Genomic DNA, 13,610 nt, shown 5'->3' on the forward strand with positions numbered 1-13,610 from the left:
TGGTCACCACTGTTTGACAAGGGTCAGGCGCAGCGATCGCGGCTCGATCGGATGGAAGTGCACGTCGGCCACCGGCGCGGCTTCGCCCTGCAACTGCGACTCGTAGAAGTAGTCGATGGCCGAGGCGCGCCGGTTGGTCAGGTTGAAGCCCTCCAGTTCCAGGCGCAGGTCGTTCGCGAGCCGGTAGCCGATGCGGCCGTTGAGCGTCAGGCTGGAGCGCGAGCGCACGCTGTCGTCTTCGATCAGCGGACGCGGGCCGAACCAGCGCAGGCGCAGGGAGCCCGACCATGGACCGCTCGGGTCGACGGTCACGCCCAGCTGGGCGACGCCTTCGATGGCGCCGGGGATCCGGCGGCCGGCGTCCCGGTCGCCATCCGGATTGCCGCCGCATGAGGCGGCGCATGAGCGGGCGCGCGCCCAGGCCGCGTCGAGGTCGATCGACAGCCATTTAAGCGGGCGGTAATAGTTCGAGAACTCGATGCCGTAGCGCCGGCTCGGATCGCCCGCCTCGGTATTGCCGGCGTCGCCGATATAGGTCAGCTCGGAATCGAAGTCGAGGCGGTACACGGCCAGCGACGTCTGCATCTTCGGAATGGCTTCGGTGCGCACGCCGAATTCGACACCGCGCGAACGCACCAGGCCGGGCGTCGGCTCGACCGCGTCGAGGGTGTTCGGATCGACCGTCGCCACCGTGCCGCGCGCGTCGTTGCTGTGGAAGCCGTGGCCGTAGTTGGCATACAGCTCGGTCGCCGCCCACGGACCATAGACGATGTTCAGCGTCGGCGTGACCAGCGTGTCGCGCGCCTTGCCGGCATTCTCCGGCCGGTCGCCGTCCACGCGGAAGCGGTAGTTGCTGGCCCGGACACCCGCCACCGTGCGCAGCGCATCGCTCCAGCGGGTCGCGCTTTCGATGAAGACGGCGCCGCTGGTCTCGACGATGTGGTCTTCGCGCGTGGTCGCGATGCGCTGGCGCCGGCGCGTGTCGTACAGGCCGTTGAAGATATTGTCGTTCTGGACTTGAAAGCCCACCGTCAGGTCGGACGACAACGTCTCGGTGCGGTGCATGTGCCAGGTGTGGGTGGCATCGATGCCGGTGGTGACGCGGCGGTCGGGCTGGGCGAACTGGTCGCCATTGACCGGGTCGTTCAGAAAATAGGTGAAGTTCGAGAACAGCGCGAGCTGGTTGCGGATCGCGTAGGCGCTCACCTTGCTGGCCGAGTCGGCATCGGTGCGGCGCCAGATGCCCGACAGGCTGAAGCGCCGCGCCTCGCCGCCATCGCTGTCGTCGATCAGGTCGTAGCGTCCCAGGCGGCCGTCCCGCACCGCGCGCAGCGGGATCTGGTCGGTCGAATTCCAGTCGCCGCGATAGCCCATGGCGGTGACGCTCCAGCCATTGTTGGCGTAGCCCTGGCTGAACCGCAGCACGGCATTGAACTTGCGGTAGTCGTCCGGCCGCGCCCACGGACCGTCGTTGTGCATCGCCTCCAGCGCGTACAGCAGGCTGCCGCCCGCCACTTCGGGCGAGCCGGCGATCATGGCGCGCCGGTAGCCGTCCTGGCCGACGCTGGCCGAGGCGAGGTCCTTCACCAGCCGGTTGGCATAGGTGAGCGAGGCCACGCCGGCCGACGAGAAGTCGCCTTCGCGCGCCGAATACGGCCCCTTGCGGTAGTCGAGGCGTCCGACCAGCTCCGGGATCAGGAAGTTCAGGTCGGTCCAGCCCTGGCCGTGGGCGTGGCTGCGCTGGTTGACCGGCATGCCGTCGACCCAGGTGGCGAGATCGGTGCCGTGGTCGAGGTTGAAGCCGCGCAGGTAGAACTGGTTGGCCTTGCCTTCGCCGCTGTGCTGGCTGGCGATCAGGCCGGGCGTGACTTCGAGCAGTTCGCCCGGCCGGTAGGCGATGCGGCCCGCCAGGTCTTTCGCGCCCGCGCTGCCGGCGCCGGCCGAATCGGCGATGCCGAGCTGGGAGGCGCGGGCGCCTTCGACCAGCACGCGCTGGAGCTGGAAGTCGTCGGCGTGGACGGCGGACGTGGCGGACAGCGCGGCCAGCGCACAGGCGATAGGACGGAGGATCATGGAACTCTTGGAAAGGTATGTGTTACTGCGCCGGCTGCTCGAGCGCCTGGCGGGTGAAGGTGAGGGAACGGACCGCGCCGCCCGCGCCCAGGTTGACGGTGTTGACCTGCTCGGGCAGGAAGTCGATCAGCACGCCCTGGCGGATCGTGGCCGCGCGGGTGAGCGGCGTGTTCTCGATTTCCTGGTAGATGACGACGCTGTTGGCGTCGACCGTCATGCCGATCCATCTGGCCGGCAGGCGCTTCTCATCCGCGCCGGCGAGCCAGAACTGGCGCTCGACGTACTGGCGCAGCACGTCCTGGTCCTCGGGGTCGGAGAGGTCGAACTGGCGCTGGTAGAGGTTCAGCAGCAGGGCGTCGATATCGTGCGCCGTATAGGTGTGGACGATCTCGGTGCTCCTGGTGCGCTCGTTGTACGAGATGTCGGTCATGCCGAAGTGGAAGCGGTGCGCGCTCGCCGCTGTGCTGGCGCACAGCAGCAGGGCGACGCACAGTGTCTTGAAACCGCGCAGCGTCATTGCGCTGCCTTCGGCGCCGGGGCGCCCTTGAGCGGCGTCTGCATGTCGCGCATCAGGTTGTTCGGGTCACGCTCGGTCTTGAACAGCTCCAGGCGCGATGGCGCGGTCTTGCGCGGCCAGCTGTTGTTGCTGGTGTCGATGTCGGCGGTTTCCCAGAACGGATCCTGGGTCAGGCCCACGACCGGTTCGTCGGTGACGAACAGCTTGGTGATCTGCTTCGGCGAATAGCGCCACACCTCGGCCGGAATGCGCTCGACGATCTTCTTGCCGCTCTTGAGTTCGATCTCGACGATCAGCGGCATCACCAGGCCGCCCTTGTTGGCGAAGTCGACCAGAGTCAGGTGCTTGCCTTCCTTGAGCAGGGCCTTTTCCCAATCCTCCAGGCCGGCCATGGTTTCCTGGTACTTGTTGCGATCCTTGTTGGTGACCGTGAACTCGTCGTGTTCGTTGTAGAAGTCCTTCAGCTCGGGATGGGCGTCGATGCGGCGCGCCATCCCCTTGTTGCGCTGGTCCATGACCGACACCGGTTCGCCGTTGGCGCGCTCGCGTCGCAGGGCCTTCTCGACCTCCGGGTCCTGGCTGCTGACGGTGTACTCGGTGATGCCCTCGACGCTGATGTCGACCGCGTCGGTAGTGTAGAACCAGCCGCGCCAGAACCAGTCGAGGTCCGTGCCGGACGCGTCTTCCATCGTGCGGAAGAAGTCGGCCGGGGTGGGGCGCTTGAACTTCCAGCGTTCGGCGTATTCGTTGAAGGCGAAGTCGAACAGCTCGCGGCCGAGGATGGTCTCGCGCAGGATGTTGAACGCGGTGGCCGGCTTGGCGTAGGCGTTGTTGCCGCGCTGGAGCGTCGATTCGGCATTCGTCATGATCGGCGCCTGGTTGGTGCTGCGCATGTAGGAGACGATGTCGCGCGCCTCGCCGCGGCGCGACGGGTAGTTTTCTTCCCAGGCCTGCTCGGCCAGGAACTGCAGGAAGCTGTTCATGCCCTCGTCCATCCAGGTCCACTGGCGCTCGTCCGAATTGACGATCATCGGGAAGTAATTGTGGCCCACCTCGTGGATGATCACGCTGATCAGCCCATACTTGGCGGCCTTCGAATACGTCATCTCGCCGGTCTTCGCATCCTTCACCGGACGGCGCCCGTTAAACGACAGCATCGGGTATTCCATGCCGCCCACCGGGCCGTTGACCGAGATCGCGACCGGATACGGGTAGTCGAACGAATACTTGTTGTACTGCTCGATGGTGTGGATCACGGCCGGGGTCGAGTACTTTCCCCACAGCGGATTGGCCTCGGCCGGGTAGTAGGACATTGCCATCACGTCCTGCTTGCCGCTCTTGATGCCCTGCGCATCCCAGATGAATTTTCGGCTGGTGGCGAAGGCGAAGTCGCGCACGTTCTGCGCCTTGAAGCGCCAGGTCTTGGTCTCGGTGGCGCGGCCCTTCTCGTTGGCTTGCGCCTCAAGCTGGGTGATGATCATGACCGGCTTGTTCGCCGTGCGTGCCTGCCTGAGGCGGTCGCGCTGCGCCGGGCTCAATACGTCGCCGGGGTTCTGCAGTTCGCCGGTGGAGGCCACCACGTGGTCGGCGGGCGCCGTGATCTGGACGTCGTAGTCGCCGAATTCGAGGGTGAACTCGCCGTCGCCCAGGTATTGCGCGTTCTGCCAGCCGGCCGCGTCGTAGTAGGCCGCCATGCGCGGGAACCACTGGGCGATCTCAAAGATGTCGTTGCCGTCGTCGAAGCGCTCGAAGCCCATGCGGCGGCCCAGCACGTTCATCTCGGGGATGTTGAAGCTCCAGGCCACATTGAACGAAGTGCGCGCGCCCGGCTTGAGCGGCTGCGGCAGGTCGATCCGCATCATGGTCTTGTTGATCGTGTGGCGCAGGGGCTTGCCGTCGCTGCCGGTCACGCTGGCGATGTGGATGCCGCCGTCGAACTTGCGCGCCTCGAGCGTGAAGCGCAGGGCATCGAACTTGACGCCATCGTTCCCTCGCGGCTGCCAGGCGTCGCGCGACGGCAGGGTCGAGATGTTGCGGTTGTCCGAATCGCTGCGGAACATGTTCTGGTCCAGCTGCACCCACAGGTAGGACAGGGTATCCGGCGAATTGTTATGGTAAGTCACGGTCCCGGAGCCCGATAGCGAACGCTTGTTCTCGTCGAGCGTCACGCGCAGCCGGTAGTCGGCGCGCTGCTGCCAGTACTTGTGACCGGGCGCGCCGGCCGCGTTGCGGGTCTCGCCCGGCGTCGGCAGCAATTCCTCCAGCTGGCGGAACTTGTCGTCGAAGACGGGACCGGCGGCGCTGGCGGATGCGGAAAGTACAAAGGCGGCGAAGGCCGCCTGCAGGTGCTTGAGAATCATATGGGTGACGACAGAAGGTGAAACACCGTAGGGTGGACGGCTCGTAATTCGGCCCACCGGACCGAATTACTCCACGCGTTCAACGAAAAGACGGGCAGCCGATCATTCAGCCGGAGGCGTGCTGCTGCTCTCGCCGGCCTTCAGCTTGGTATTAAAGTCGCGCATCAGGTTGTTCGGATCGCGTTCGGTCTTGAACAGCTCTAGCCGCGACGGCGTGGCCTTGCGCGGCCAGCTGTTGTTGCTGACGTCGACGTCGGCCGTCTCCCAATACGGGTCCTGGGTCAGCCCAACCATCGGCTCATCGAGCACGAACAGCTTCGTGATCTTCGCCGGCGAATAGCGCCACACCTCGGCCGGAATGCGCTCGATGGTCTTCTTGCCGCTCTTGAGTTCGATCTCGACCACCAGCGGCGTCACCAGCCCGCCCACATTCGTGAAGTCGACCAGGTACAGGTGCTTGCCTTCCTTGAGCAGCGCCTTTTCCCAGTCCTCCAGGCCGGCCATCTTTTCCTGGTAGCGGTTGCGGTCCTTGTTGGTGACGGTGAAGTCGTCGTTCTCGTTGTAGAAGTCCTTCAGCTCGGGATGCGCATCGACGCGGCGCGCCATACCCTCGTTGCGCTGTTTCGTGACCGACACCGGTTCCTCCGCGCGGCGCGCGCGCTGCAATGCCTTCTCGACTTCGGGATCCTGGCTCGAGACCGTGTATTCGGTGATGCCGTCCACGCTCACGTCGACGGCGTCGGTGGTATAGAACCAGCCGCGCCAGAACCAGTCGAGGTCCGTGCCGGACGCGTCTTCCATGGTGCGGAAGAAGTCGGCCGGGGTGGGGCGCTTGAATTTCCAGCGCTGGGCGTATTCCCTGAAGGCGAAGTCGAACAGTTCGCGGCCCAGCACCGTCTCGCGCAGCACGTTCAGCGCGGCGGCCGGCTTGGCGTAGGCGTTGTTCCCGAACTGCAGCAGCGACTCCGAGTTGGTCATGATCGGCACCTGGTTGCGGCTCTTCATGTAGTCGGTGATGCGGCGCGGCTCGCCGCGGCTGTCCGGCCAGTTCTCTTCCCAGGCCTGCTGCGCCAGGTATTGCACGAAGGTGTTCAGGCCCTCGTCCATCCAGGTCCACTGGCGCTCGTCCGAATTGACGATCATCGGGAAGTAGTTGTGGCCCACCTCGTGGATGATCACGCCGATCAGGCCATACTTGGTGCGCTGCGAATAGGTGATCTCGCCGGTCTTCTTGTCCTTGCTCGGCCGCGGGCCGTTGAACGAGATCATCGGGTATTCCATGCCGCCCACCGGGCCGTTGACCGAGATCGCGGTCGGGTACGGGTAGTCGAAGGAGTACTTGTTGTACTGCTCGATGGTGTGGATGATCGCCTGGGTCGAGTATTTCTCCCACAGCGGATTACCCTCTTTCGGGTAGTACGACATCGCCAGCACGTCGACGTCGCCGCTCTTGACGCCCTGCGCGTCCCAGATGAACTTGCGGCTCGAGGCGAACGCGAAGTCGCGCACGTTCTTCGCCTTGAAGTGCCAGGTCTTGGTGGCGCCATTGCCCACTGCGCTGCGCGCCTTCTCGGCCGCTTCGGCTTCCGCCTGGGTCACGATGATGACCGGCTTCTTCGCGCTGCGCGCCTGCTTGAGGCGCTCGCGCTGGGCGGCGCTGAGCACTTCGCCCGGGTTCTGCAGCTCGCCGGTCGACGCGACCACGTGGTCGGCGGGGACCGTGATGCGCACGTCGTAGTCGCCGAATTCCAGGGTGAATTCACCCGCGCCCAGGAACTGCTTGTGCTGCCAGCCGTAGACGTCATAGTAGGCGGCCATGCGCGGGAACCACTGGGCGATCTCGAACAGGTCGTTATTGTCGTCGAACTTCTCGTAGCCGGCGCGGCCGCCCAGCACCTTCTGCTCGTTGATGTTGTAGCGCCAGTCGACGCTGAACGTCACGCGCGCACCCGGCTTGAGCGGCTGCGGCAGGTCGATCCGCATCATGGTCTTGTTGATGGTGTGCGCCAGCGCGCGGCCGTTCGCGTCCTTCACCGCCAGGATGTCGAAGCCGCCGGGGAAGGTTTGCTGCTCGAGCAGCGAACGCAGGCCGTCGAACTTCAGTCCGGTCTGCGCGGTCGCGCCGGTCCAGGCATTGCGCGAGGGGAGGGTGGCGCTCTGGCGCGCGTCCGAACCCGGCTTGTAGATGTTCTGGTCCAGCTGCAGCCACAAATACTTGAGGGTATCCGGCGAATTGTTATGGTACGTCACCGTACCGGCGCCGGAAAGCGCGCGCTTGTTCTCGTCGAGCGTGGCGCGGATCGTGTAGTCGGCGCGCTGCTGCCAGTAGGCGTGGCCCGGGGCGCCGGACGCGGTGCGGATCGCGCCCGGCGTCGGCAGCAGCTCGTCGAGCTGGCGGAACTTGTCGTCGAAGGGCGCGGCCGCGAACGCTGACGTGACGAGGCATAGCGCTGCCACGCCGATAGGCAAACGAAACATGATTCCCCTGGATTTGTAATTGATATTAGAAAAGAATTCTAATCCTGATATTAATCAACTGCTCAGCGGATTTGTAAAAATCCTGAAACATGCGGTTTGAACAACATGGCCGTCGCGATCTGCCTGGGCGATCATGCGGCTGGCATGCTGAACCTGAAGGTGGTGCGCTCCTGGCTCGACTGCACGCCGATCGCGCCGCCGTGCGCGCGTGCGATCTGGTCCACGATGTAGAGCCCCAGTCCCAGCCCGTCGTCGCCGACGCGCGATACCGCGCGCCAGTAGGGCTTGAACAGCTGCTTGAGCGCCGCCGCGTCCAGGTGCGGCCCGTGGTTGCTCACCGCCAGCACGAACAGGCCGTCGGCGATCCCGGCCCGCACCTCGACCGGCCGCATCGGATCGCCGTGCGTCAGTGCGTTCCTGACCAGGTTCGACAGCATCTGCGCCAGGCGTTGCGGGTCGCAGCGCAGCTGCAGGCCTGGCGCGATCGTGCTGTCCACGCGCGCCTGCGGATAGGCGCCGCGCAGCTCGTCGATGGCCTGTTCCAGCACGGTCTCGACGCCTTCATGCAGCCGCAGGTCGAGCGCCATGCCGGAACCCATGCGTCCGCGCGTGAAATCGACGACGTCGTCGACCAGGGTGTCGATGCGCAGCGCGCTGCGGCGGATCCGCTCCAGGGCGTGGCCGGTGACCGGATCCTGGTTGTGGCGCGCCAGCAGGTCGACCCGGCCCAGGATCGAGGTCAGGGGGGGTGCGCAGGTCGTGTCCGAGCACGGCGATGAATTGTTCGCGCAGCTCGGCCGTCTCGCGTTCGGTGAACAGGGCGCGCTGGGCGTCGCGCAGCGAGCGTTCGGTCTCGAGCTGGCGCGACACCAGTTCGGCGAACAGGGTGATGGCCGGCACCAGCGGGCCTTCGCTCAGGCGCGCCGGCGCGTAATCGAGGCCACACAGCGTGCCGAAGTAGGCGCCGTCCGGGCGGAAGATCGGGATCGAAAAATAGCTCTGGTAGCCGAAGGCGCGCGGCGCCGGATGATCGCGGTAGCGGGCGCTGTCGGGCACGCAGTCGATGACGACCGGCTGGTGCGACTCGAGCACTTCCTGGCACAGGGTGAGGTCGAGGTCGACCGTGGCGCCTGGCCGCACGCCCAGGCCGAGCCGGTCGTGGACCGCGCACGCCATCCAGCATCCCGGCGTGACGTGGGCGATGCAGACGAAACGCATGCCGGTCAGCGCCGCGACGGTCTCCAGGACCCGTGGCACGGACTCGATCGCCTGGATTTCGCTGACGTGGAGAGGAACGCTGTCGGGCATGATGCGGATGTTATTAAAAATTCATCCTAGCACGTTGCCGTGACCGCTGTCGCCCTCTGGCGAACCGGTGCGTCAGGCCAGCCAGCGACCGTCCTGGTACACCCTTTCATCGCCCAGCCAGACCGCGTCGGTCACCGCGAACACGTCGATGTGGTAGCGCGCATCCTTGCGCTTGAAGCCGGGCTTCGGGTACACGCCATGCTTGGCGCCGAGCGACAGGTGGATGCCGCACATGCGCTCGTAGGTGCCGATGTCGTCCACCCGCAGCTCGCGCGTGAAGGCGCGGTTCAGGCCGAAGCCCAGCTCGCGCACCCAGACTTCGCCTTCCTCGAGCCGAATATTGTCCAGCACCTGCCGGAAAGCCGGCGTCGCGTTCTCGGTGGCGACCACGCGGCCGGCCTCGATCACCAGGGTCACCGGCACGTCCGGATGGTTCGAGCGGTAGCTGGTGTCGCCGAACACGTGGATCTGCACCCGGCCGTGCACGGCTTCGAGGTCGAGCGCTTCGGTGAACACTTCGCCGATCGGGAACTGGCCGCCGACGTTCTTCATGTCGCTGTAGTCGCCGATGTTCAGTTTGGCCGGCTCGAACGGCGAGGCGAAGGTGAGCGTCTCGCCGCCGCCGACCACGCGGCCGTGCGGCGCGCGGTCGATGCGTTCCTTGAGCGCGCGGCCGGTGCCGCGGAAATAGGCCGGATCGTAGGCCAGGGCGTCGATGTAGTGCTCACCCTGGATGCCCGGCATGCGCGACAGGTGCACGTGCTCGATCACTTTCAGGTCGAGCTTGAACAGCTCGACCCGCATGCGAAAGCCGTCGAGGCGGAAGTTCGACGATTGCAGCAGCACGACAAGGTCGCCCGCCGTCATCGTGCGGAAGGCCGCCAGCACCGCTTCCGGCGTCACGGCGTCGAAGTCGACAAAGGTTGCATCCGGAAGGTTGCGCCGGTAGCCCTCGAGCAGCGCGCGAGAAAGTCCGGTGCGGGTGTCGTACACCACCAGCGCGCGCTGCCCCGGGCCGTGTTCGAGCGCGATCGTCAGCACGTCATGCAGATGCCTTGCGGCGGCATCGACGGCGTGCGAAGGGAGGTCGGCGTGGGGATCGGCAGCGGTCATGGCGGAATGGGAAAGCGCAAGAGAGGGTGGAAAGGCAGGCGGCCATTATACGTAGGTCGGCCGAAAGTTCCCCGCCAGGGCGCGCGATGAGTTCGATTATTGATGCGTCCGGGATCGTGCAACGCTACCTCGTGAACGGCGCGCCGCGCGGCAGTTCACGGAGCTATCATTTGAGCAATAGCAAGGACGCGCCCCACGGGTCGTGTTTCGACAAATTATTTGGCAGAGCGAAAGACAGCAATGGCGTACAGATGGGAAACGCCTGCCAGCATCTGGCAGGAAGACGAGGCAAGCGGCGAATTCGCCCTGCTCGCCAGCGAGGGCCTGGGCCCGGTCGACTGGCAGGGCCGTGCGCGCCAGCGCCTGACCGACGTCGCCCATGTGCTCGGCGCCTCGCTGCCCCTCGATTGCCGCTGTTCTCCAATTTATCCGGAAGGATTCGCCTATTGCCCGCGCTGCGGGCGCCCGCTGTTGCGCCTTGGCGGCGCACCGGCGCGAGCGCGCGGATGGTGGGGGCCGGGCGGCGACGACCTGCTTCCGCGCCACGTGCCGCACGGCTTGCCTGTCACCTCGACGCCGCTCGGCGACAGCCTCGAAGAACGCCCGGCCGCACCGACGCCGGGACGCTGCGACCTGACCATGCCGGCGCCGCCGAATGCCTGTTCGGTGTTCGCCGCCGCCGGCTTCGGCTTTCCCGGCGAACGCCTGCTGGCGCTGGCCCATACCCGCGGCGTGCTGCAGTACTGGGATCCGCTGGGCGCCAGCTGGCATGTGCTCACGCCCGAAGCGGGCGCCGCCAGCCTGGTGTTCACCGCGTCCAGCCACGCCTGGATTCCGGCGCTGGATCCGCGCCGCGGCGAGGCCGGCGTGGTCCCCGGCCTGGACGGCCTGCAGCGCCTCTGGATCGATCCGGTCAGCGAAACCTACCGCACCGAGAGCGTGCTGGCCGCGCCCATCGTGGCGGCGCCCGGCCTCATGCGGCGTCACCTGGCCTGCCTCGCGGGCGGCGTCGATGCCGTGCGCCTGTGGAGCATGCGCCTCGACCTTGATGAAGTGCAGGAATATGCCTGCCCCGATGCGCCGGCCTCCGGCTGGAGCCGTCCGCTCGGCTACGACGGACGCCTGTTCTGGCTGCACGCCCAGGGCCAGCTCACCTGGCGCCCGGGCGAGGCGCCGCAATTTTCGCCATGGCCGCTGCACTGGCAACCGCGCCTGGACTTCGGCGGGCCGACCCAGAGCCGCGACGGTCGCCTGTGGCAGATCGGGCACGATGGCCAGGGGTATTCCTACCTCGAACTCGGCGCCGGCACGGACCATCTGCCGGCGCGCATGGCGATCGACGGCGCGCGCCTGGGTTTCGCCAACTTCCTGTTCCGGCGCGGACATCCGGTGCTTGACGAGCCGTGGTCGAACGAGCACGTCGAAGACCCGCACCACGACGACACGCTGGTGCTGCCGCTGCTGCGCAGCTTTAACAATAACCGCAGCCAGCCGAGCGGCCTGGTGCTGCGCTTGCACAAGGCGAACTTCCGCGCCGAAGAAGCGTTGGGGGTCGGAGAGGATGCGCGCGTCATTCCGCGCACCACCGTCGAATGGATCGGACGCCGCAACGTGATCCTGGACGAGATCGCGCGCCTGGCCCGTCCGCTCGACTGCGTGCCGGTGGTGGCGGGCGGCTGCCTGTGGCTGCACCACCCCGACTGGAACCAGATGCGCGGCTGGCGCCTGGACGAGCCGTTGTGATCGCGACGATGATGAAGACCATCGCAGGTCAACTGGCGGCGGCCCTGCTGGCCGGCGCGTCCTTGTGCGCGCAGGCCGCATCACCGCCCATACCGCATGTATTTCTGGTGCAGAACTCGGGCTGGATGGAGCCGTTCTACAGCGATCCCAAGTCGCCGTTCAAGCCGCTGGTGGCGGCGCTGGCGGGCAGCGTGGTCCGGCCGGGAGACGCGCTGGTGCTGGCGAGCTTCAATCAGGCGCGGGCGGGGGCGCCGTCGCCGCGCGCGCTGCTGTCGTTCAAGGCAGGCGATGAGCCGGTCCGCGCGCGCGTGGCGCAGGCCATCGCCAGCCTGGACACGGCGCGTAAACCAGGAGGCTCGGCGCTGGCCGACACCGACCTGGGCGAAGCGGTGCGCGCCGCGACGGGGCAGGTGCTCAAGGGCCGGCCAGGCATCGTCTGGCTGGTGACGAACAACCGCAACAGCCCCGACAACGACCAGGCCACGGCCACCCGCAACCGCGAGTTCTATGCGCTGATCCACACCGGCGATGCGATCACCAAGGCGCTGGCCTTCCCGCTGCGCATGCAGGTAGCGGGCAAGCATTACAGCGCGAACGGTCTGATGGTGTATGCCTTCGCCGTCGGAGCGCAAGGCGCGGCGGCGCTCGATGCGCTGCTGGCCTCCGGACGCATCGCCCGGGTGATCACCGAGCCGCCGGCGCGCCTCAAGCCGCTCGACCGCGACACGGTGCGGCTGGCGCCGCGCCGCGTCGTCAATGCGCCCGGCGTGTCGTTCGCCTCGGACGCGCGCGGCGTGCTGCGCGCCGACGTCGCTCCCGATGCGCGCATGCCGCAGGCGCGCATCGAGTGGAATCTGGAAAACACGATCTATCCGTACACGATCGGTTCCGCCACCCTGAGCGCGCGCTCGCTGCTTGCCGGCGAAAGCCATCCGATCGCACTCGATACCCAGCGCGTGCGCGCGCTGGCGCCCGGCCAGCCGGCGCCGCTGGGTTCCAGCATGGCGCTGCCGGTGGCGCAGATTCCCGACAAATGGTCGCTGGCCGCGCTCAAGTCCGCCGGCTCGGCCTACGTGCTGCCGGGCCGGATCGAGCTGCACCTGGCCGACCAGCAGCTCGCGCTGTCGCAGGCCTTCCGCCAGCGCATGGCGGCGCTGTTCCCGGGCGATCCGCTGCCCGACATTTTTACCCCGCCGGCGCGGGTGCAGGCGTCGACGGCGGTGCTGCCGCTGGAGGTGCGCGTCCATTACGGCATGGGGCCGCTGCTGGCGCTGGTCGGCGCCTTGCTCGCGCTCCTGGCGCTGCTCGCGGCCGCCGCCTGGGCCTGGGCGCGGCCGCGCAAGGTGCAAGTGACGGTGGACGAGGAGATGCGCACCATGCGCGGCCGCGCCGGCACCACGCAGGCGATCCATGACCGCCATGGCGAGCAGGTCGCGCAACTGAAGACAACGCTGTTCGGCCATCGGCTGATCGCCGTGCGCGAAGGCGCGCAGGTGCGGCTCGGCCGCTGAAGACAAGAAAGGAAAACGCCATGCAGGCAACCCAGCCACCAAGCAATGCCCCGTCGCCCGCCGATCCCGGCTTCAAGCTGCCGGAGGAGTCGGCATCGCCGCAGGACGCAGTCAAGCAGACCTTGCCGCAGACTCTACCCGACACCGCCACCCGCCCGGTCGAGGTGATGCCGGTCGATCCTCACGCCTTGCCGGTCGCGGATACATCCGACCGCGACCTGGCGATCGGCGGCATCGTGTTCCTGATCCTGATCAGCGTCTACTTCTTCGTGCGCGGCGCGTATGTGCATCACCTGGTTCGCAAGCGCGTGGCGCCTTCCTCGGCCGGCAATGCGGGCTGGCTGCTGTTCGTCGGCCTCGGCTTCCTGTCGGCGGCGGCGGTGCTGGCCATCATCAACGCCAGCCGCTTCCTGACCTTCGCCGTCACCGGCCCGCTGGTGGCGGTGGGGCTGGTGGCGCTGGTCGCCTCGCTGTTCATCGGCCGTCGCTAACAAAGGGAGTCCCCAC

At 67.0% G+C, this 13,610-nt stretch carries 9 protein-coding genes and 2 pseudogenes; 3 read left to right on the forward strand and 8 right to left on the reverse strand.

The window, feature by feature from the left end:
- Positions 1–3: 3 nt before the first annotated feature.
- The 8 genes and pseudogenes from DIR46_RS18245 to DIR46_RS18270 all read right to left on the reverse strand — a co-directional run bounded on the left by DIR46_RS18245 (position 4) and on the right by DIR46_RS18270 (position 9,849).
- Positions 4–2,073 carry a TonB-dependent receptor gene (locus DIR46_RS18245; protein ID WP_109346506.1) on the reverse strand — a complete coding sequence of 690 codons (2,070 nt, stop codon included), beginning with the start codon at positions 2,071–2,073 and terminating at the stop codon, positions 4–6.
- A 22-nt stretch (positions 2,074–2,095) separates the two neighbouring features.
- Positions 2,096–2,590 (reverse strand): DUF6702 family protein, encoded by a 495-nt coding sequence (locus tag DIR46_RS18250; protein WP_109346507.1) that lies wholly within the window; start codon positions 2,588–2,590, stop codon positions 2,096–2,098.
- Entirely contained in the window at positions 2,587–4,950 is a 2,364-nt protein-coding gene (locus DIR46_RS18255) for a M1 family metallopeptidase (protein ID WP_109346508.1), read from the reverse strand. Before DIR46_RS18255 ends, DIR46_RS18250 begins: the two co-directional genes overlap by 4 nt.
- 102 nt (positions 4,951–5,052) lie before the next feature.
- Positions 5,053–7,428 carry a M1 family metallopeptidase gene (locus tag DIR46_RS18260; protein WP_109346509.1) on the reverse strand — a complete coding sequence of 792 codons (2,376 nt, stop codon included), beginning with the start codon at positions 7,426–7,428 and terminating at the stop codon, positions 5,053–5,055.
- 131 nt (positions 7,429–7,559) lie between these two features.
- The gene (locus DIR46_RS27350; RefSeq protein WP_229446299.1) at positions 7,560–8,027 is read right to left on the reverse strand and encodes a sensor histidine kinase; all 468 of its coding nucleotides are present in this window, start codon (positions 8,025–8,027) and stop codon (positions 7,560–7,562) included.
- A gap of 60 nt (positions 8,028–8,087) precedes the next feature.
- Positions 8,088–8,171 (reverse strand): annotated as a pseudogene (locus DIR46_RS27770) (hypothetical protein); the annotation flags it as partial.
- A gap of 172 nt (positions 8,172–8,343) precedes the next feature.
- A pseudogene (locus tag DIR46_RS27360) lies at positions 8,344–8,736 on the reverse strand (GAF domain-containing protein); the annotation flags it as partial.
- 72 nt (positions 8,737–8,808) lie between these two features.
- The gene (locus DIR46_RS18270) at positions 8,809–9,849 is read right to left on the reverse strand and encodes a M29 family metallopeptidase (RefSeq protein ID WP_109346510.1); all 1,041 of its coding nucleotides are present in this window, start codon (positions 9,847–9,849) and stop codon (positions 8,809–8,811) included.
- 240 nt (positions 9,850–10,089) lie between these two features.
- Between DIR46_RS18270 and DIR46_RS18275 the strand changes: the two genes are divergently transcribed.
- From DIR46_RS18275 to DIR46_RS18285, 3 genes are read left to right on the forward strand one after another with little or no spacing between them, the layout of a single operon-like run.
- On the forward strand, positions 10,090–11,592 hold the full coding sequence (locus DIR46_RS18275; protein WP_109346511.1) for a hypothetical protein: 1,503 nt from the start codon (positions 10,090–10,092) through the stop codon (positions 11,590–11,592).
- On the forward strand, positions 11,589–13,103 hold the full coding sequence (locus DIR46_RS18280; RefSeq protein WP_229446300.1) for a hypothetical protein: 1,515 nt from the start codon (positions 11,589–11,591) through the stop codon (positions 13,101–13,103). The genes DIR46_RS18275 and DIR46_RS18280 overlap by 4 nt, the downstream gene beginning before the upstream one ends.
- Before the next feature lie 20 nt (positions 13,104–13,123).
- Positions 13,124–13,594 carry a hypothetical protein gene (locus DIR46_RS18285; protein WP_109346512.1) on the forward strand — a complete coding sequence of 157 codons (471 nt, stop codon included), beginning with the start codon at positions 13,124–13,126 and terminating at the stop codon, positions 13,592–13,594.
- Positions 13,595–13,610: the final 16 nt, after the last annotated feature.

The organism is Massilia oculi (genome assembly GCF_003143515.1).
GTDB classification, from domain to species: domain Bacteria; phylum Pseudomonadota; class Gammaproteobacteria; order Burkholderiales; family Burkholderiaceae_D; genus Telluria; species Telluria oculi.

What these genes read in the sequence shown, in the direction of transcription:
- DIR46_RS18245 (WP_109346506.1), bottom strand. Translation starts at nt 2,073, where the DNA reads ATGATCCTCCGTCCTATCGCCTGTGCGCTGGCCGCGCTGTCCGCCACG.
- DIR46_RS18250 (WP_109346507.1), bottom strand. Translation starts at nt 2,590, where the DNA reads ATGACGCTGCGCGGTTTCAAGACACTGTGCGTCGCCCTGCTGCTGTGC.
- DIR46_RS18255 (WP_109346508.1), bottom strand. Translation starts at nt 4,950, where the DNA reads ATGATTCTCAAGCACCTGCAGGCGGCCTTCGCCGCCTTTGTACTTTCC.
- DIR46_RS18260 (WP_109346509.1), bottom strand. Translation starts at nt 7,428, where the DNA reads ATGTTTCGTTTGCCTATCGGCGTGGCAGCGCTATGCCTCGTCACGTCA.
- DIR46_RS27350 (WP_229446299.1), bottom strand. Translation starts at nt 8,027, where the DNA reads ATGGGTTCCGGCATGGCGCTCGACCTGCGGCTGCATGAAGGCGTCGAG.
- DIR46_RS18270 (WP_109346510.1), bottom strand. Translation starts at nt 9,849, where the DNA reads ATGACCGCTGCCGATCCCCACGCCGACCTCCCTTCGCACGCCGTCGAT.
- DIR46_RS18275 (WP_109346511.1), top strand. Translation starts at nt 10,090, where the DNA reads ATGGCGTACAGATGGGAAACGCCTGCCAGCATCTGGCAGGAAGACGAG.
- DIR46_RS18285 (WP_109346512.1), top strand. Translation starts at nt 13,124, where the DNA reads ATGCAGGCAACCCAGCCACCAAGCAATGCCCCGTCGCCCGCCGATCCC.